Origin of the sequence: Peteryoungia rhizophila, from assembly GCF_004912145.1 — a bacterium.
Classification (GTDB): domain Bacteria; phylum Pseudomonadota; class Alphaproteobacteria; order Rhizobiales; family Rhizobiaceae; genus Allorhizobium; species Allorhizobium rhizophilum.
Window position 1 is genome coordinate 207,347 of the sequence record NZ_STGT01000001.1, and the last position, 17,086, is coordinate 224,432.

The window sequence follows — 17,086 nt, forward strand, 5'->3', positions numbered from 1 at the left end:
TGTCGTGCAACGTCCCCTCTGGACTGACACTTTGAATGCAGGAAGCGTGCCAGACGAAAAGTAACCGGAAATGCAGGCTGAAGGCGACACAAGGCGCCGAAGACAGGGCAAAATGCCAGCAAAGTAGGCGGCGCCCAGGCATGGCGCACAAAAATGCACCAGCGTTTACACTTACTTGATCAAGCCGAGGCGCAGCGCCTTGGCGACCGCCTGGGTGCGGTTCACCGCGTCCAGCTTTTTGGTGGCACGGTTGAGGTAGTGATTGATCGTGTGCTCGGAGAGGGTCAGGATCTCGGCGATCTCGACACTGGTCTTGCCGGCGGCCGTCCAGTTCAGGCAATCGAGCTCGCGTTCGGTCAGCATGTCGCTGCTGCGGCTGTCCATCTCGCGGATCTCGGCGAGCCGATTGAAGATATGGGCCGCGAGATAGGCGAGCTCCATCATTTCCCGGGTGTCGAAAGGCTCGCGATCACCGATGAAAGAGATGGCGCCGCGGGCGCCGGCCGCATCGTGAACCGGGAAGTAGGCCCCGCGGTTCATGCGGAAGCGGGTGAAAAGAGCCTTGGAAACTTCGCCGGACTTGGCGTCGCGCTGAAGTGCCACATCGTCGATGTCGAAGCGCAGCGGGATCGAAGAGCGCCGCAGATGCGCAAGCACTGGGCTTCCCGCCAATAGCGACACCTGATCGAATTCCGTCAGAAGATCGGCGGGCCAGTTGGTAATGATCGAACTGCTGCCCAGGTCCTGCGCGGTGGAGCCTGGCATGTTGAGCACCATGAAGGCGCGGGCGCCATAGAGTTCGGTCACGCGCTTCATGAAACGAAAGACGTCGAACTGGGTCTTGAAGACCTTTACATCGGCGACCAAGCCTTCGACGCGGGCGGCAGATGCCATGTCCTGGTTCGTCATCACACACAGATCCTAACCGGATCACCGGTCATGATTTTCGGGAAGCTTGTCGAAGACGTATACGTCAAATGTTTTAGCTACCTGCCATTGGCCACAAATCGGAAAGGCCTGATGAACTCCAAGCGTCACGCCATCACTTCAAGTCCGGCCACACACCTGTTCTTCGGACCTGCAACGGACTGTGAGAAAGACACCTGAGGTGATGCGAAAACGAATCTCTTCCCTCGGGTGCTGGAGCATAGACTTGTAAAGCTCACAGGGTCCAGATACCCCATCAATTTTACCGTAAACGGCTGTCTGCGACCGGAAACGCGCGGCTAGGTAGAGATCACCATCGACAAGGAGGACAGGCGTGATTGCGACAGAAAGCTTCAACGGCAAGGTACTGACCGAGGACCGCATGGAACTGGGCGAAGGTCCGACCTACGACCCGCTCTCAGGCTCGCTCTTCTGGTTCGACATCCTCGGCAAGACGCTGTGCGAACTCGACGTCAAAGCCGGCGGCCTGAAGAAACATGCGCTCCCTTTCCTCGGCAGCGTTCTGGCCGTGATCGACGAGACGCGGCAGTTGATCGCCTCCGACCAGGGGCTCTTCCTGCGCGACAGCGTCAGCGGCACCCTGTCTTCTTACGCCGCGATCGAAGACAAGCCGCAGAACCGTTCGAATGACGGGCGGGTGCATCCGAGCGGTGCGCTGTGGATCGGCACGATGAGCCGCACGGCCGAAACGGGAGCGGGCGCGATCTACCACGTGGCCGGCACCGTGGTGACCAAGCTTTTCAACGCCGTCAGCATTCCGAACGGCATCTGCTTCTCGCCCGACGGGTCCGTCGGCTATTTCAACGACTCGAAGGTCAATCACATGATGCGGGTGGCGCTCGACCCCGCGACCGGGCTTCCGGTCGCCGAGCCGACCGTCTTCATCGACCAATCCCAACGCGATGGCGTCATCGACGGCTCGGTCGTCGATCTCGAGGGCACGATCTGGAATTCGAACTGGGACGGCGGCGGCGTCGACCGCTACAGCCCGGACGGTCGCCATATCGCCCGCTACGCAGCTCCGATGCGCCGCCCCACCTGCCCCGCCTTCTTTGGCGAAGGTTTGGACCGGCTCGCCGTCACCTCGTGCTTCGAGGGACTGTCGGACGAGGAGCGGGCAGCCGATCCGCTTGCAGGAGCGACATTCGATCTCGGCGTAAGCGTGAAGGGCAAGGCCGAGCCACGCTTCAAGCTTTGATTTCATTCCGCAATTCAAGAAGTAGCCGGCCCTGATGCGGGGGCCGGCAAACCGCCGAACGGTCATTTTGTTCCCGTCAGACGGGTAAAATAAACCTGCATCTTCTGACGGAACGAAGCCGCCCCCCGGACATTTTCCTCTCGAACCGACGCCGCCGCAGTCACCAAGACAACAGGCAGCGTCAGTCGCAGACCATCTCAGAGGAAAGGTAGGTCCATCATGAACAAGTCTCTCAAGACCCTCGCCGCAGCCCTGCTGCTTAGCTCCACCGCCATGGCTCCGTTTGCCGTCGCACAGGATGCCACCGGCACCACGATGACTCCGCCGGCCGCAACCGATGGCGCAGCCACCCCGGCTCCCGTCACCCCTGACGCTTCCACGGACGGCACGACCGGCTCGATGGGCACCACTGCTCAGACCACGCCCGACGCTGCCGGCTCCGCCACCTATCTGACGGAACAGGCCGAAAGCCAGATCTCGGTCAACGATTTCATGGGTCAGCCGATTTACACCGCCGACAACCAGTCGATCGGTGACATCAACGACCTGCTGGTCGAAGACAATGGCGGCATCGTCGCAGCTGTCGTCGGCGTGGGCGGCTTCCTCGGGATCGGCGAAAAGAACGTCGCCATTCCGTTTGACAAGATCACCATCTCCCGCGAGATGGACGATTCTGCTGCCATGAACACGACGGACGGCACGGCAACGACCGGTACGGCGGCCACAACTGACACCACGGCGACGACGGATGTCGAACGGGTTGCTGATGCCGAAGTTCGCCTCACGACGACGGAAACTGCCGAAAGCCTGACCAACGCGCCGGAATTCCGCACGCTGGATGATCAGGCTGCCGATGCAAGCAGCACGGGCGGCACGACAATGCCGACCGACGGCACCACGACCTCTTCGACGGACAATTAATCCTCGAACGAGGGGCGTATCTCGGTCCTGACGGGCGGCGCTTCGGCGCCGCCTTTTCCGTTTCTGCTACAGCAAACTGCAATAACGCAGCGCATCATAGATTGCCGCATGGATATTGCGGCTCTCGACCGCATCGCCGATGCGCAACAGCTCGAACTCAGCCGCCTCGTCCTTCATCGGCAGCGGATACTGCCGTGCGATGAGAGCCGAATAATCCACAGCGCCCCGATTTCGCGACAGGGGCTTCAGCTCAAGGTAAAGATCGGCATTGGCCATGGTGCCATGTTCGACCACCACCTGGGCGACGCGGCGTTCCACGGTCACATCCGAAAAATCCGAGCCAAGCGTGGCGACCAGTCCATTGCCTTCCCGGCGAACACCGGCCAGCCTTGTATTGATCGTGACCCTGACGTTCTTCTCCGCAAAGGTCTTTGCGTAGGGCACATGGTTCATGCCGCCCATCTCGGGCGCAAAGAAGCGCTCGGGCGAAACCAGTTCAAGCTCGACACCCGCATTGGCGATGACTTCCGCAGCACTCATGCCCTGATGGCCGCCATTGTCGTCGAAGAGCAGGACGGGGCCTTCCGGCTTTACGGCACCGGCCAGGATATCCCAGCTCGACGTGACGAGATCCTCGCCATGTTCGAGTTCCGACGACTGGGCTATGCCGCCGGTGGCGACCACGACCACATCCGGCTCGAAGGCGAGCACGTCGTCAGCGCCAGCATAGGTGTCATAATGGATGGTCACGCCGAGACGATCCAACTCGGCCAAGCGCCAATCGACGATACCAACCATTTCCCGGCGGCGCGGATTGCGAGTGAGCAGGTTGACCTGACCACCGGCCTTGCCCGAGGCTTCGAGGACTTCGACCTGGTGGCCGCGCTCGGCCAGCACGCGGGCAGCTTCCAGCCCGGCCGGCCCTGCCCCGACGACCACGGCCTTGCGAGCTCTCTCTGCCTTGGGCAATTCGTGGGGGATCAGTGCTTCACGGCTGGTCGCAGCATTGTGGATGCAGAGAGCTTCGCCCCCTTCATAGATGCGGTCGAGACAGTAGGTCGCACCGACGCAAGGGCGGATCTGGTCCTCGCGGCCCTCGACGATCTTCCGGACGATGTGCGGATCGGCGATATGGGCACGGGTCATGCCTACCATGTCGAGTTTGCCCTCGGCGATCGCATGGCGGGCCGTTGCGACATCGGCAATGCGGGCGGCGTGGAAGACGGGGAATTTGGTCGCCGCGCGGACGTCGCCGGCGAAATCGAGATGCGGCGAGGCCGCCATGCCCTGGATCGGGATGACATTGTTGAGCGCGGCGTCGTGCTCGATGTGGCCTCTGATGATGTTCAGGAAGTCGATCTTGCCGCCAGCCGCGAAGCGCTTGGCAATTTCCACGCCCTCGTCGCGGGAAAGGCCCTTATCCCAGTCCTCGTCGGCGACCATGCGGATGCCGACGATGAAATCCGGGCCGACAGCCTTGCGGACGGCCTCAATGACCATGTTGGAGAAGCGCATGCGATTGTCCAGCGAACCGCCGAATTCGTCGTCACGGCGATTGGTCGCAGGCGACCAGAAGCTGTCCATCAGGTGGCCATAGGCTTCAAACTCGATGCCATCGAGGCCGGCCTCCTGCATGCGGGCGGCGGCACTCGCATAGTCGGCGACGATGCGCTCGATGTCCCAGTCCTCGATTTCCTTGGGGAAATGGCGGTGCGCCGGTTCTCGGATCGGCGAAGGTGCCAGCACCGGAAGCCAATCCCCCTTGTTCCAGTTGGTGCGACGGCCAAGATGGGTGAGCTGGATCATCACGGCGCAGCCATGCTCGTGACAGTCGTCGGTCAGGCGCTTCAGATGCGGGACAACCTCGTCCTTCCAGGCGAGCAGGTTGCCGAAGGCGGGCGGGCTGTCGCGGCTGACGCTGGCGGAACCCGCCGTCATGGTGAGCGCAATGCCGCCCTTGGCCTTTTCAACATGATAGAGCCGGTAACGCTCGGTCGGCATGCCGGCTTCCGAATAGGCCGGCTCGTGCGCCGTCGACATGATGCGGTTCTTGAGGGTGAGGTGTTTCAGCTGGAAAGGCTGGAGAAGCGGGTCCCGGCTCTCATTCATGCTTCATGCGTCCTATTCAATACCAGGCGTCCGGCTTGGCGCGCTTCGTCCGATCCACATAGTCTAGGAGCGCCTCGTCGATGGCGATGTCCAAAGGCGGCGCTTCGTATTCGGCGAGCGTCTTTTTCCAGCGCGCATTCGCCCTTGTCGCCATGTCGGTGGAACCGGCCTCGGACCACTTCTCGAACGGTTCGTTGTCCGACAGTGCAGAGTCCCAGAAGGCGGTCTGGTAATTGCGCATCGTATGGGCCGAGCCGAGGAAATGGCTGCCCGGGCCGACTTCCTCGAAAGCATCCATGGCGAGCGTGTTGTCATCCACGACCACACCGGCGAGGTAGGAATGCAGGGCGCCGCAGAAATCAGTGTCCATGACGAATTTCTCGTAGGACATGGCAAGCAGGCCATCAACGAAGCCGGCCGAATGCAGGACGAAGTTGGCCCCGCAATGCACGGCCGAAAGCATCGACATGACGCCCTCCTGCATGGCCTGGGCATCGGGCAGCTTGGAATTGGAGAAGTTGCCGGCGCAGCGGAGCGGTAGTTTCAACCTTCGCGCCAATTGCCCGATGACCATCGAGCCGATCGCCGGTTCCGGCGTGCCGAAGGTGGGCGAGCCCGAACGCAGCGACATGGAAGACAGGAAATTGCCGAAGATGACAGGCGCGCCACGGCGCTCGAGCTGGGTGAGCGCACAGCCGGCCATGGTTTCCGCCAGGGCCTGGGCGATCGCACCGGCATTGGTGACCGGGCCCATGGCTCCGCCGAGGATGAAGGGCACGATCACCGCGGCCTGATTGGCGCGGGCATAGGCCCTGAGAGCCCTCGTCATCGTGCCGTCCCAGACCAGCGGCGAGTTGACGTTGACATTGCCCAGGATGACGCAGTTGGCGTCGACGAAATCGGCGCCGAAGAGGATGCGGGCCATCTCGATCGATTCCTCGGCGCGGTCCTCGGCGGTCACCGAGCCCATGAAGGCGCGGTCGGAATATTTCATATGGCTGTAGACCATATCGAGATGGCGCTTGTTGACGGGAACGTCGACCGGCTCGCAGATCGTGCCGCCGGAATGGTGCAGCCAGGGCGAGGACTGGGCGAGCTTGATCAGGTTGCGGAAATCCTCGATCGTGCCGTAGCGGCGGCCCTTGTCGAGGTCCATGACGAAGGGCGAGCCGTAGGCCGGTGAGAAGACCACGGCATTGCCGCCGATCTCGACATTGTTGGCCGGATTGCGCGCGTGCTGGGTGAAAATAGATGGGGCAGAGGCAAGAATTTCGCGCAGCATGCCCTTGGGGAAACGAACGCGAAGGCCATCCATCTCGGCTCCGGCCTCGCGCCACAGGTCGAGGGCTGCCGGATCGTCACGAAACTCGATGCCGATCTCGGCCAGGATGCGATCTGCAACCGCCTCGATCCGCAGCAGGTTTTCCTCCGACAGGATGTCGTAGGTCGGGATGTTGCGCCGGATGAAAGGCACCACCAGCGGCGAGACGATCGCTCCACCGCGCCGCGTTGGGCGCTGTCTGCGAGTTGCCGGATTTTCCGCAATTGCCTGGTCCATGGCTTTTCCCCTCATTTTTGAGAAGGCTATTCGAGGCCTACCTCCCTGTGACGCTGGAAAAATGCTGGAGATGCGATAAGCTCACCTTATGACAAGCTTTCGCAGTCTCATTCCCTCGGCCAATGCGCTCGTGATCTTCGAGGCGGCCGGCCGACACGAGAACTTCACCCGTGCAGCTCAGGAACTGGGCATGTCGCAGGTCGCGGTATCCTATGCGATCCGCGGTCTGGAACAGCAGCTCGGGACACCGCTCTTCGAACGTCAGCACAGGGCGGCCAGACTGACCGAGGTGGGCGAGCGGTTTCATGCCGATGTTTCGGCTGGACTTTCGCGCATCGGGCGGGCGGCGGAGGAGATCCGCAGCAAGGGCCGCGAGGTGAACGTCACGCTGGCTGCTTCCACGGCATTCGCCTCGATGTGGATGTTGCCGCGGCTTTCGGCGCTTCGGGACGACCTGCCCGATATCGATCTCAGGATCCAGACGAGCGTGCGCGATCTCGACCTCGATGAGGAGGATATCCCGCTCGGGGTGCGCGGTGGCGATCCCACGGACTGGCCGCATTATCATTCGGCCGAACTCGCCGCCGAAGTCGTGTCAGCCGTTGCGAGCCCCGCTTTCGTCGAGGCGAACGGGCTGCCGGACAGCCCGGCGGCTCTATCGCGGCATCGGCTGATCTGGCTGGAAGAGCCGGTACGCCAAGCCTGCAGCTGGCCGGAATGGTTCGCCTCTGCCGGCATCGATTATCGGCCGACCGGGCGGCGGCTCGCGATCAACGACTATGTGCTTGTCATCCAGGCGGTGCTGGCGGGCCAGGGCATATCGCTCGGCTGGCGGCATCTGGTGGAACGGCTGGTGAGCCAAGGACAGCTCGTCGAGGTGGGCGGTCATGCGCTCCGGACAGGGCAGGCCTTCCATGTGGTCTGGCCAAGGTCACGGGAGCTGAGTGCGGCCGCGACACGGGTGCGCGACTGGCTGCTGAAGCAGACCTGAGCGACAGCAGGATCAGGCGGTCGCGCGATCGACGAGTGCGAAGTCGTGATGATGCTCGGCGAGGTAACGCAGGGTGGTGGCGGCATCCGCAGGCCTGCCGAAATAATATCCCTGCCCCATGCCGCAACCGAGTTCTCGCAGCTTCTGCGCTTCGCATTCCGTCTCGATGCCTTCCGCGACGACCTCGAGGTCGAGACCTTCGCACATGCTGACGATCGCCTTGATAATGTGTTCGGAGGTGCGGTCGGTGGTGATCGCCGAGACGAAAGCGCGGTCGATTTTCACCTTGTCGAAGGTGAATTCGCGCAGGCGACCGAGGCTCGACTGGCCAGTGCCGAAATCATCCAACGAGATGCGGATGCCGGCATCCTTCAACTCCTTGATGATGCGCCGAGCGGTGTCGGCCGAGGACATGACCGCCGTCTCGGTGATTTCGAGTTCCAGCCGACGCGGATCAAAGCCGACGCTGTTGAGGATCGAGAGCGTGTTGAAGGATGTCCGGAGGTCCATCAGCTGGACCGAAGAAAGATTGAAGGAGAGGAAGAGATCGCGCGGCCAGGCGAGCGTCGCTTCGGCGGCCTTGCGCAGCAGCGTTTCCGACAGCGTGTCGATGAAGCCCCGCTCTTCGGCGAGCGGTACGAAGACGGCCGGCGAGACGAAGCCGAGATCAGGATCGATCCAGCGGGCAAGCGCCTCGAAGCCGACGACCCTGTTGTCGCGCAACCGGACGATCGGCTGGAAGTGGACATCGACGGTGTCGTTGATGATGGCGTTGCGCAGCGCCTGTTCGAGCTGCGTCGCCTGTTTCATCTCCTGGGCGATCTCACGGGAATAAACGGTGATCTGGCCACGGCCACGGCGCTTCGAGCGGTAAAGCGCCGTCTCGGCGCTCTTCATCAGCTCTTCGAAATCCTCGCCGGCAAAGGGATAGACGGCGAAACCGAGGGACGCGGAAAGGCGCACATTGCGGTCGCCAAGGTCGTAAGGGGCCGACAGGACGTCCTTGATCAACTGGCCGGCGCGTTCGGCGCCGAGGCGCTCGAAGACCAGCGGCAGGACGATGGCGAATTCGTCGCCGTCGTGGCGGGTGACGGTGGCACCGTCCGGGGCGCAGGCTTTCAGGCGGTGGGCGACCTGGCAAAGGATTTCATCGCCGGCGGCCTGGCCGAAAAGATCGTTGATCGGTTTGAAGCCATCGAGATTGACGATGCCGACGGTGAAGGGAGCGGGATCGGTCGCGCGATCGGCGGCAAGCTGGCGCACCTTGTCGCCCAGCCGGTGGCGGTTGCCGAGGCCGGTCAATCGATCGGTATAGCCTGTCGTCTTCTGGTCGCCCTGACCATGCGGGTCAGAGGCGATTCCGGCGGCACCCATTCATGCTCCTGGTACGGTTCTATCCACGCGTGCCAGAATGGGGCTAAAACATTAAAACTATCATATCGATACACGCAGAGCAGACGCCAGAAACACCTCAATAATCGGGTGTTCAGGCGGTCGAGGCGAGCCGGGCGATGTCAGGTACGAGGCGGCGGATCGCCTGCTCGATGACATCGGGGCTGAGCGGCTTCAGGATCACATCGTCCATGCCGGAGGCGAAACAGGCCTCGCGGTCGCGATCGAAAGCTTGCGCGAGAACACCAATGATGGGTGTTGGTGCCTGCCCCACCTGCGGCATTTGACGGATGCGGCGGGCCGCCTCAAAGCCGTTGATGCCGGGAAGCGTGACATCCATCAGAATGATCGCCGGCTTCAATTCACCCGACAGGCGGACCGCCGTCTCGCCATCGACACAGATGCGGTAGGCATAACCCAGACCTTCGAGGATCTGGGAAAAGACGATCTGGTTGATCTCGTTGTCTTCCGCGACGAGGACCAGCGAGGGAGACGGCGGGGCAGCCGCCGGAGCCGGGACGGGGTGGCTGCTGATATCCGGGAGCCTCGCCTCGGGACGCGGCACCTGGGCAGGCATGGGCGGCGGCGGGGACTCTTCCGTGGAGATTTCCCAGTCGTCTGCCGGCAGGGGGGCAGCCCTGAGTGCGGTCATGCGATCGAGCACACTGAAGGCAAGGTCGCCGACGATCTCCGATGCCGGCAGCGTGATGTAATCGACATCAACCGCCTGCAACAGTTCGAGGCAGCGCATGTCGAGATCGACGTCGACGATCGCAAGATCGACCACCACGCCGACCGAACGGGCAACGGACAGGAAGGCGTCGAGCTCCTGGTCGTCGCGGACACAACAGCTGTCGAGACCGAGCAGCTGCAGGATTTCGAGGGCGCGGGTCTCGAATTCGCGGTCGCCTGTGACGAGCAGGGCCTTGCGGCCGGTGAGCCGTCCGTCGACCACGCCATGATCATGGGCGGCATCATATGGCGAGGCGACCGGCTCAACCGGATAGGAGGGTTCCATGTCCGCCGTGACGCCCACCTCACCGAGGCTCGCCACGACGAGGTAGCGGCCTGGCTTACCGACACGCTGCACGTGAACGAGATTTGGGCGCGCCGGATCACCATAGAGCCGCATCGGCACGGTGAGCGAGGATGTGACGCCTGTCTCCAGGACCTGGAGCGAGGCGGCCGACAGTCGGGCGGCGACCTCGGGCTCGAAGAAACTGGTGATCGATCCGCCAAGCGCATTGTCCGCGCCGACGGCAACGGCCGAGCAGAAAACCTTATTGACTGCGACGAGCTGGAGATTGCGATCCTGGACGAAGACCGGATGGGCGAGATTGTCGAGGATTTCCTCGGTCAGCTGCACACGCTCGATATCGGCGCGCCACTGGTCCTCGCGGCGCTTCTGCTCTGTGATGTCGCTCATCAGGCAGAAGCCGAAACCAGTCGAAAGGCGGCGCTTGGAGAAGCGGGTCCAGCGCTTGCCATCGGACGTGGACTGAAATTCCGAACGTTCTTTCCAATGGGCGGCGATCTGGCCGGTCAGCCATTCCTCACGGCTCAGCGGAGCGCTTTCGGACTGACCACTGGCCGCATGGCGAAGCCCCGCATCGTAAGCTGCACCGAGAATGTCTCGCAGGCGGGTTCCGGGCGTAAAAAAGGACGACGGCAGCGGCATGAACTGGCGGGCGCTGCGGCTGGCGAAAATCAGACGGTCGTGGCGATCGTAGACGATGAAGGCCGCGGAAAAGGCTTCCGAAACGGCATCCAGCAGGGCAGCGTCGAGGGAGGCTTCGGTCGACGGAGTGTCGTGCCCCTCAACTCTCTTGTCCAGGCCGGGGACCGGTGGAAACTCGCTCACACTGCTGCCTCTGGGAACCTCGCCGCTGATGGCAGCGAGTATTGCATCGGGCCGATGCCATGACGGACGCATGCCGGGGAGCCTTCGGGCAGGGGTGAAATCGAGGAGCACTCCGGCCCGTGTCCTCATTCCGCTGCCAGCAGACCTGCTGCAGAGACATTGCAAGTCATTGTTCAAACTAGAGACATTCCGTTAAGGCCCGCTTAATGATGGGCATGAGCGGCCACATCTTGCGATTTCACCTTTCGTCGGCGACCCGAATCCGCGAAAATGGTCCGATGAACATCAAGCAGCTCTCCGAAACGCTCATCAACCAGATCGCAGCGGGCGAGGTCATCGAACGGCCGGCCAGTGCAGCGAAGGAATTGATCGAGAACGCGATCGACGCAGGCGCTACCCGGATCGAGGTGGCGACGGCCGGCGGCGGCAAGACGCTGTTGCGCGTGATCGACAATGGCTGCGGCATGGGGCCGGAGGATCTGGCCCTCGCCATTCGCCGGCATTGCACCTCGAAGCTCAGCGAGACGCTGTTCGACATCCGCTCGCTCGGTTTTCGCGGCGAGGCCCTGCCATCGATCGGCTCGGTCGCGAAGCTGACGATCACCAGCCGTCCGTCCGGCGCCGACAGTGGCGCGGAAATCGCGGTTGTCGGCGGCAAGATGGGCGATGTGCGCCCGGCAGCGGCCAATCCGGGCACGACGGTCGAGGTGCGCGATCTCTTCTTTGCGACACCCGCGCGCCTGAAGTTCATGAAGACCGAAAAGGCCGAAGCGGGCGCGATCACCGAGATCGTCAAGCGCATGGCGATTGCCTTCCCGGCAATCCGCTTCGTGCTTTCGGGCACCGACCGCTCGACGCTCGAATTTCCCGGCACCGGCGACGACCATCTGGCGCGCATCGCGCAGGTCCTGGGGGCCGAGTTCAAGGACAATGCGATCGAGCTCGACGCCGAGCGCGAAGATGTGCGACTTTCCGGCTTTGCCGGCGTGCCGACCTTCAACCGGGGCAATTCCGCCCATCAATATGCCTTCGTCAACGGGCGGCCCGTGCAGGACAAGCAGATCCTGTCTGCGATCCGCGGCGCCTATGCCGAGACGATCCCGCAGGGGCGCTATCCGGTGGCCGTGCTTTCGCTGACGCTCGATCCAGCGCTGGTCGACGTCAACGTGCATCCGGCGAAATCGGATGTGCGCTTTCGTGATCCGGCGCTGGTGCGCGGCCTCATCGTCGGTGCTATCAGGCAGTCCCTGCAAAGAGAAGGCGACCGGGCGGCGACCACGGGCGCCGGCGGCATGCTGCGCGCCTTCCGTCCCGGGTTCTCGCCGCAGCCGGCCCAGGCGTGGTCGCCGGCCAATTCGCCGTCGCGGCCGCTCTACGGCAGTGCGCCGAGCTTCAGTGGCGGCTTTGCTGCTGCGGCGGCACCTGCCGCACATGGCTTTGCCGAGGCGGCGCAGGTTGCATTCGACAGCCTGTCCATGCCAACTGCCCGGAGCGAACCGGCTCCGGCCTCCCCTGCCCCCCAGGGCGGTTCGGTCGAGGCAATCGCGAGTTATCCGCTCGGGGCCGCGCGGGCGCAGGTGCATGCCAATTACATCGTGGCGCAGACGGAAGACGGGCTCGTGATCGTCGACCAGCATGCGGCCCATGAGCGGCTGGTCTTCGAGCAGATGCGCAAGGCATTGACCGGCCGCCGTCTTCCCTCGCAGGGCCTGCTCATTCCAGACATCGTCGATCTTCCGGAAGAGGATTGCGACCGGCTGATGACCCATGCCGAGAGCCTGGAGCAGCTGGGGCTTGCGATCGAGCGCTTCGGTCCGGGAGCGATCGCCGTGCGCGAGACGCCGGCGATGCTGGGCGAGATGGATGCGGCGCAGCTGGTGCGCGACCTCGCCGACGAGATCGCCGAATGGGACACGGCCGACCGGCTGTCGGCCAAGCTGGAACATGTCGCAGCGACCATGGCTTGCCATGGGTCTGTACGATCAGGCCGGCGACTGCGGGTCGAGGAGATGAACGCGCTTTTGCGGCAGATGGAGCAGACGCCGGGCTCCGGGCAGTGCAATCACGGGCGCCCGACCTATGTGGAGCTCAAGCTCTCTGACATCGAACGGCTGTTCGGGCGTAGCTGAGCGGCCGGATGCCAGGTTTTGCGGCGAGCCATCTTTCAATCGCCCGGAGGGCGCTGTATTGCAATTCCGTGACACGCGGCGCAGGAGAAGAGTGATGAACCGTTTCGAAGGCGGCGGCAACCGCGAGGCCAAGATCCGCTATCTCGATGCCGATTTCCAGATCCTGACACCGGGGACCTTCGTCACCTGCGCGATCACCGGGCGCCCGGTGCTGGTCGACGAATTGAAATACTGGAGCGTGGCGCGGCAAGAGGCCTACGCGGATGCAGCCGCTTCGCTGGAAGCGGAAAAGCGCGTGGGCGCCCTGCCCAACCAGCGGCGCTGAGGCTCAGGCCTTCGTGCCGAGACGCCGGCGCCGGCAGGCCTCGATCGCCCGGTCGATGATCAGGTCCGGCGCCTTCGGGTCGTCGAAGATCATATCGACATCCACGACCCTCGATCTTTCCTGAAGCTCCCCAGACCTGCCATGGCCGCCCGACAGACGGACACTGTCCTTGGCCGTGGTCACCAGCTGCAGACCCTGCCTTTCGGCGCGGGCGAGCAGATCGGCGATTTCGTCGTCGGCCAGGTGATGGTGGTCGGGGAAATCCTGGCGGTCGGCGATCACCGCGCCCAGTTCCTGCAGCGTGCGATAGAACTTGTTGGGATCGGCAATGCCTGCGTAAGCCAATACCGACCGACCGATTAGATCCTCGCCTGCCTGTGGCACGACATTGGCGACCAGGACCGGCTTGCCGCTCCGCGAGGCCTGACGGACGAACTGGTCAGCGGCGTCGCCCTTGCCAACCTTCAGGATGGCGTCGAGTTGGCGCATCTGGACGCCGAGCGGCGCACGGACGGGGCCTGACGGCACGACCCAGCCATTGCCGATGCCGCGCATGCTGTCGACAACGATCAGCGCATAGTCGACCAGGAGACGGGCGCTCTGGAAGCCGTCATCCATGATGACCAGGTCGACGCCTTCCGCCACCAGCTTGTCGGCCCCGGCCACCCTGCGGCGGGAGATCACCGTCAATGCCTCGCGGGCGAGCAGCAGCGGCTCGTCGCCGACGGCGGTCGAGCGGTGGTGATGGGGATCAACGACAGTGGTGACATCGAGGGAGCCGCCATAGCCGCGACTGAGAAAACCGGGGGTCAAACCCTTCGCCTTTGCGGCCCGTGCAATGGCGATGGCGGTCGGGGTCTTGCCAGCGCCGCCGATGGTGAAATTGCCGATACAGATCACGGGGACCGGCAGGACGTGACCGCGTCGATGGCGCATGACTGCGCCTGAAATCCGACCGTAGACGAAGGAGAGCGGATAAAGGCAGATCGCCTGCCAGCCGGTCTTGGTCCACCAGAAAGGCGGTGCCTCGGATACCATTCTCGTCCCTGTCCGTCCTCGGCGCCCCTCTGGCGCCTTCCCTTGGGCGCAACAAGAACCACTGGCCCGCCCGATGGTCAAGCGGAGCCGTGCCGAAATGACACGCCAACCCTCAGTTGATCGCCGCTTCGAGCTCGGTGATATCAGCCAGGACCAGGTCGGAGTGAAGGGCAAGCGTCTCCCGCGAGCCGGTTCCGGAGAGAACACCGATCTTGAGTCCGGCACCGGCATTGTGCCCCATGTGCAGGTCGTGATTGTTGTCGCCGACGACGGCGACCTCGGACGGCACAAGACCCGTCGCGGCACAGAAGCCGAGCACCATGCCGGCCTCCGGCTTCTTGCCATGGCCGCTGTCGTAGCCGGCGACGAAATCGACATAGGGCAGGATGCCAAAGCGTTCGGCGGCGACCCGGATTGAGCGCTCATTATCACTCGAGGCGATGCCGAGACGCAGACCCTTGCCATGCAGCCTGGAAAAAAGCGGCTCGAGCTCGGTGACCGGCACGGAGAGTTGGGCTGCTTCAGCGAAGCAGTCGTCGATCTTCGGCACCAGGGCATCCCGTGTGAAGGGGGAGCCGGCGTCGATCATGCCGTCGGCGATCTCAACCGTATTGGCAGATGCAAACAGGCTGTCCGGCACAATCGCACCGGTAACGGGATCCATGCCGCACGCGGTCAGCAGGCGGTCCGCAAGGGCCGCGTCGCCATCGGCGGCCATGAGTGCCACCCGGCGATTGACGGGGCCCCAGCTCGCGTCGAAATCGAGCAGCGTCCCGTCCTTGTCGAACAGAATGCCGGCAATTCGGGGCTTCTCATGCATGGGCGAGATCCTGGTTCAAGTATCAGCCCTGGCTGGCACTGCGCGGTTCGAGTTTGGCCTTGACCGAGAGCGGGCTGACATAGGGTTCGAGCCCCTTCAGGGTCGCCGTCAGCGCACCGCGCATTTCCTGCATACTCTCGAGGCCGGCATCGATCATCTTGGACCGGGCCACATCGTTGCTCAAGAGGAAGTGTACGGCCTTGGCGAGCATTTCGGCATCGCGGATGATCCGGGCCGAGCCCTTGCGCACGAGCCGCTGGTAGCTCTCGCGGAAATTGCTGACCTGGGGGCCCGACAGCACGGCGCAGCCGAGCATGGCCGGCTCCAGCGGGTTCTGGCCACCCTCGGCCGAGAGCGAGCGTCCGACAAAGGCGACTTCGGTCAGACGCAGATAGAGCCCCATCTCGCCGATCGTATCGCCGAGGAACACGTCGGTTTCCGCCGTGATGACATCACCGCGCGTGCGCCGGGCGACCACGAGCCCTTTTTCCACCAGCATGGCCTCGATCTCGTCGCAGCGGTCCGGATGGCGTGGCACGAGCACCGTCAAAAGCCCCGTATGGGCCTTCAGCGCCCTATGCACCATGGAAGCGACCTTTTCCTCGCCTTCAAAGGTGGAGATCGCGGCCCAGGTCTTGCGCGTGCCGATCTGCTGGCGGTAGCGCTCCAGCACCTGCTCGTCGCAGGGCGGCGCATCGCTGTCGACCTTGATATTGCCAGAGACGCTGACCGGCCAGGCGCCGAGATCGCGGAAACGTTCCGCATCGAGATCGGATTGCGCGATCACCAGAGCGAGCTTGCCGAACAGGGTTTCGGCGATCGCCGGATGGCCCTTCCAGCGGTCGAAGGAACGATCGGACATGCGGGCATTGACGAGGATCTGGGGAATGTGACGCCGATGAAGCTCGGCGAGCGTCGTCGGCCAGATCTCGGATTCGACGCCGATGGCGACATCCGGCTGCCAATAATCGAGGAAGCGGCGGACCGGCGGCAGAAGGTCGAGCGGCACATATTGATGCAGAACCATGTCGCCGAGACGGTTCTTCGCGACCTCCGCGGAGGTGACGGTACCGGTTGTCAGGAGAACATGGATGTCGCGGCGGCGAAGTTCACGCATCAGGGCCAAAACCGCCGTCGTCTCGCCGACGCTTGCCGCATGGATCCAGACGAGCGGCCCCGCAGGCCGGGGCAGGCTCGGATTGCCGAAGCGCTCGGCCCGGCGGGCACGATCTTCCTTGCCCTTGGCCGCACGATAGGCCAGCAAGGGTCGCGACAGAGGATAAGCCGCAAGACCCAACCAGCCGTAGGACGTCAAGGCAAAGGAGGCCAGGCCATCGCTCAGTGCCATCGGTCGAACCTGCTCATCTTCATCGAGAATGCCATTCTGCCCGTTCAGGAGGCGCCACTACGCCACAAGTGAGAGATGCAAGAAGACTGAGTTCAAAACGTGACCCTTACGGGCCATCCACAGCGGCCTTCAAAGGACCGCCGCCCTTGGGCTCACTTGTCCGACGGGTTCAGCAGCCGGTGCATGTGCACGATGAAGTAACGCATATGCGCATTGTCGACCGTTGCCTGGGCTTTCGCCTTCCAGGCCACCAGGGCGCTGCCGTAGTCGGGAAAGATGCCGACGATGTCCAGCCCGTTGAGATCACGGAACTGCACTTCTTCGAGATTCGACAGTTCACCGCCAAAAACCAGATGGAGAAGCTGCTTGTTTTGGTTGGTTTCCGTCATGTTTTCTGCCTGTCCCATTCATAAATAGTCGTCACCCATCTGCGCGATTTCGCCCCAAA

At 63.3% G+C, this 17,086-nt stretch carries 14 protein-coding genes; 5 read left to right on the plus strand and 9 right to left on the minus strand.

Annotation, left to right across the window (positions count from 1 at the left end; translation table 11 throughout):
- Nucleotides 1-171: 171 nt before the first annotated feature.
- Complete coding sequence (locus E9677_RS01065) at nt 172-894, minus strand: LuxR family transcriptional regulator (protein WP_168801134.1); 723 nt, start codon at nt 892-894, stop codon at nt 172-174.
- 415 nt (nt 895-1,309) lie between these two features.
- On the opposite strand from E9677_RS01065, the gene E9677_RS01070 reads away from it, so the two are divergent.
- Together E9677_RS01070 and E9677_RS01075 are read left to right on the plus strand one after the other, a co-directional pair.
- Complete coding sequence (locus E9677_RS01070) at nt 1,310-2,146, plus strand: SMP-30/gluconolactonase/LRE family protein (protein ID WP_136557147.1); 837 nt, start codon at nt 1,310-1,312, stop codon at nt 2,144-2,146.
- A 219-nt stretch (nt 2,147-2,365) separates the two neighbouring features.
- Complete coding sequence (locus tag E9677_RS01075) at nt 2,366-3,067, plus strand: PRC-barrel domain-containing protein (RefSeq protein WP_136556253.1); 702 nt, start codon at nt 2,366-2,368, stop codon at nt 3,065-3,067.
- Between the two features lie 66 nt (nt 3,068-3,133).
- On the opposite strand, the gene E9677_RS01080 is transcribed toward E9677_RS01075, so the two are convergent.
- A complete protein-coding gene (locus E9677_RS01080) occupies nt 3,134-5,176 on the minus strand; it encodes an NADH:flavin oxidoreductase (protein WP_136556254.1) in 2,043 nt (680 codons plus the stop codon).
- 16 nt (nt 5,177-5,192) lie between these two features.
- Nucleotides 5,193-6,734, minus strand: coding sequence for a trimethylamine methyltransferase family protein (locus E9677_RS01085; RefSeq protein WP_136556255.1), 1,542 nt, complete (start codon nt 6,732-6,734; stop codon nt 5,193-5,195).
- A gap of 88 nt (nt 6,735-6,822) precedes the next feature.
- Between E9677_RS01085 and E9677_RS01090 the strand changes: the two genes are divergently transcribed.
- Nucleotides 6,823-7,725, plus strand: coding sequence for a LysR substrate-binding domain-containing protein (locus E9677_RS01090; protein ID WP_136556256.1), 903 nt, complete (start codon nt 6,823-6,825; stop codon nt 7,723-7,725).
- A 12-nt stretch (nt 7,726-7,737) separates the two neighbouring features.
- Here the strand turns inward: E9677_RS01090 and E9677_RS01095 are convergent, their stop codons facing one another.
- Together E9677_RS01095 and E9677_RS01100 are read right to left on the minus strand one after the other, a co-directional pair.
- Nucleotides 7,738-9,099: a putative bifunctional diguanylate cyclase/phosphodiesterase gene (locus tag E9677_RS01095; protein ID WP_136556257.1), complete on the minus strand. Its 1,362-nt coding sequence runs from the start codon at nt 9,097-9,099 to the stop codon at nt 7,738-7,740.
- A gap of 112 nt (nt 9,100-9,211) precedes the next feature.
- On the minus strand, nt 9,212-10,978 hold the full coding sequence (locus E9677_RS01100) for a response regulator (protein WP_235882822.1): 1,767 nt from the start codon (nt 10,976-10,978) through the stop codon (nt 9,212-9,214).
- Between the two features lie 278 nt (nt 10,979-11,256).
- On the opposite strand from E9677_RS01100, the gene mutL reads away from it, so the two are divergent.
- Complete coding sequence (mutL, locus tag E9677_RS01105; protein ID WP_136556259.1) at nt 11,257-13,107, plus strand: DNA mismatch repair endonuclease MutL; 1,851 nt, start codon at nt 11,257-11,259, stop codon at nt 13,105-13,107.
- 94 nt (nt 13,108-13,201) lie between these two features.
- Entirely contained in the window at nt 13,202-13,432 is a 231-nt protein-coding gene (locus E9677_RS01110; RefSeq protein ID WP_168801088.1) for a DUF2093 domain-containing protein, read from the plus strand.
- Between the two features lie 3 nt (nt 13,433-13,435).
- Here the strand turns inward: E9677_RS01110 and lpxK are convergent, their stop codons facing one another.
- From lpxK to E9677_RS01130, 4 genes are all read right to left on the minus strand, one after another.
- Nucleotides 13,436-14,470, minus strand: a complete 1,035-nt coding sequence (lpxK, locus tag E9677_RS01115; protein WP_136556261.1) for a tetraacyldisaccharide 4'-kinase — start codon at nt 14,468-14,470, stop codon at nt 13,436-13,438.
- 112 nt (nt 14,471-14,582) lie between these two features.
- Complete coding sequence (locus tag E9677_RS01120) at nt 14,583-15,290, minus strand: HAD family hydrolase (RefSeq protein ID WP_136556262.1); 708 nt, start codon at nt 15,288-15,290, stop codon at nt 14,583-14,585.
- Nucleotides 15,291-15,312: 22 nt separating this feature from the next.
- Entirely contained in the window at nt 15,313-16,632 is a 1,320-nt protein-coding gene (waaA, locus tag E9677_RS01125) for a lipid IV(A) 3-deoxy-D-manno-octulosonic acid transferase (protein WP_235882859.1), read from the minus strand.
- Between the two features lie 158 nt (nt 16,633-16,790).
- Nucleotides 16,791-17,027: a DUF4170 domain-containing protein gene (locus E9677_RS01130; protein WP_136556264.1), complete on the minus strand. Its 237-nt coding sequence runs from the start codon at nt 17,025-17,027 to the stop codon at nt 16,791-16,793.
- Between the last annotated feature and the right edge of the window lie 59 nt (nt 17,028-17,086).

Coding starts and splice junctions, on each gene's coding strand:
- E9677_RS01085 (WP_136556255.1), bottom strand. CDS start 6,734: ATGGACCAGGCAATTGCGGAAAATCCGGCAACTCGCAGACAGCGCCCA.
- E9677_RS01090 (WP_136556256.1), top strand. CDS start 6,823: ATGACAAGCTTTCGCAGTCTCATTCCCTCGGCCAATGCGCTCGTGATC.
- E9677_RS01120 (WP_136556262.1), bottom strand. CDS start 15,290: ATGCATGAGAAGCCCCGAATTGCCGGCATTCTGTTCGACAAGGACGGG.
- E9677_RS01075 (WP_136556253.1), top strand. CDS start 2,366: ATGAACAAGTCTCTCAAGACCCTCGCCGCAGCCCTGCTGCTTAGCTCC.
- E9677_RS01070 (WP_136557147.1), top strand. CDS start 1,310: ATGGAACTGGGCGAAGGTCCGACCTACGACCCGCTCTCAGGCTCGCTC.
- E9677_RS01095 (WP_136556257.1), bottom strand. CDS start 9,099: ATGGGTGCCGCCGGAATCGCCTCTGACCCGCATGGTCAGGGCGACCAG.
- E9677_RS01110 (WP_168801088.1), top strand. CDS start 13,202: ATGAACCGTTTCGAAGGCGGCGGCAACCGCGAGGCCAAGATCCGCTAT.
- lpxK (WP_136556261.1), bottom strand. CDS start 14,470: ATGGTATCCGAGGCACCGCCTTTCTGGTGGACCAAGACCGGCTGGCAG.
- E9677_RS01080 (WP_136556254.1), bottom strand. CDS start 5,176: ATGAATGAGAGCCGGGACCCGCTTCTCCAGCCTTTCCAGCTGAAACAC.
- E9677_RS01065 (WP_168801134.1), bottom strand. CDS start 894: ATGGCATCTGCCGCCCGCGTCGAAGGCTTGGTCGCCGATGTAAAGGTC.
- E9677_RS01130 (WP_136556264.1), bottom strand. CDS start 17,027: ATGACGGAAACCAACCAAAACAAGCAGCTTCTCCATCTGGTTTTTGGC.
- mutL (WP_136556259.1), top strand. CDS start 11,257: ATGAACATCAAGCAGCTCTCCGAAACGCTCATCAACCAGATCGCAGCG.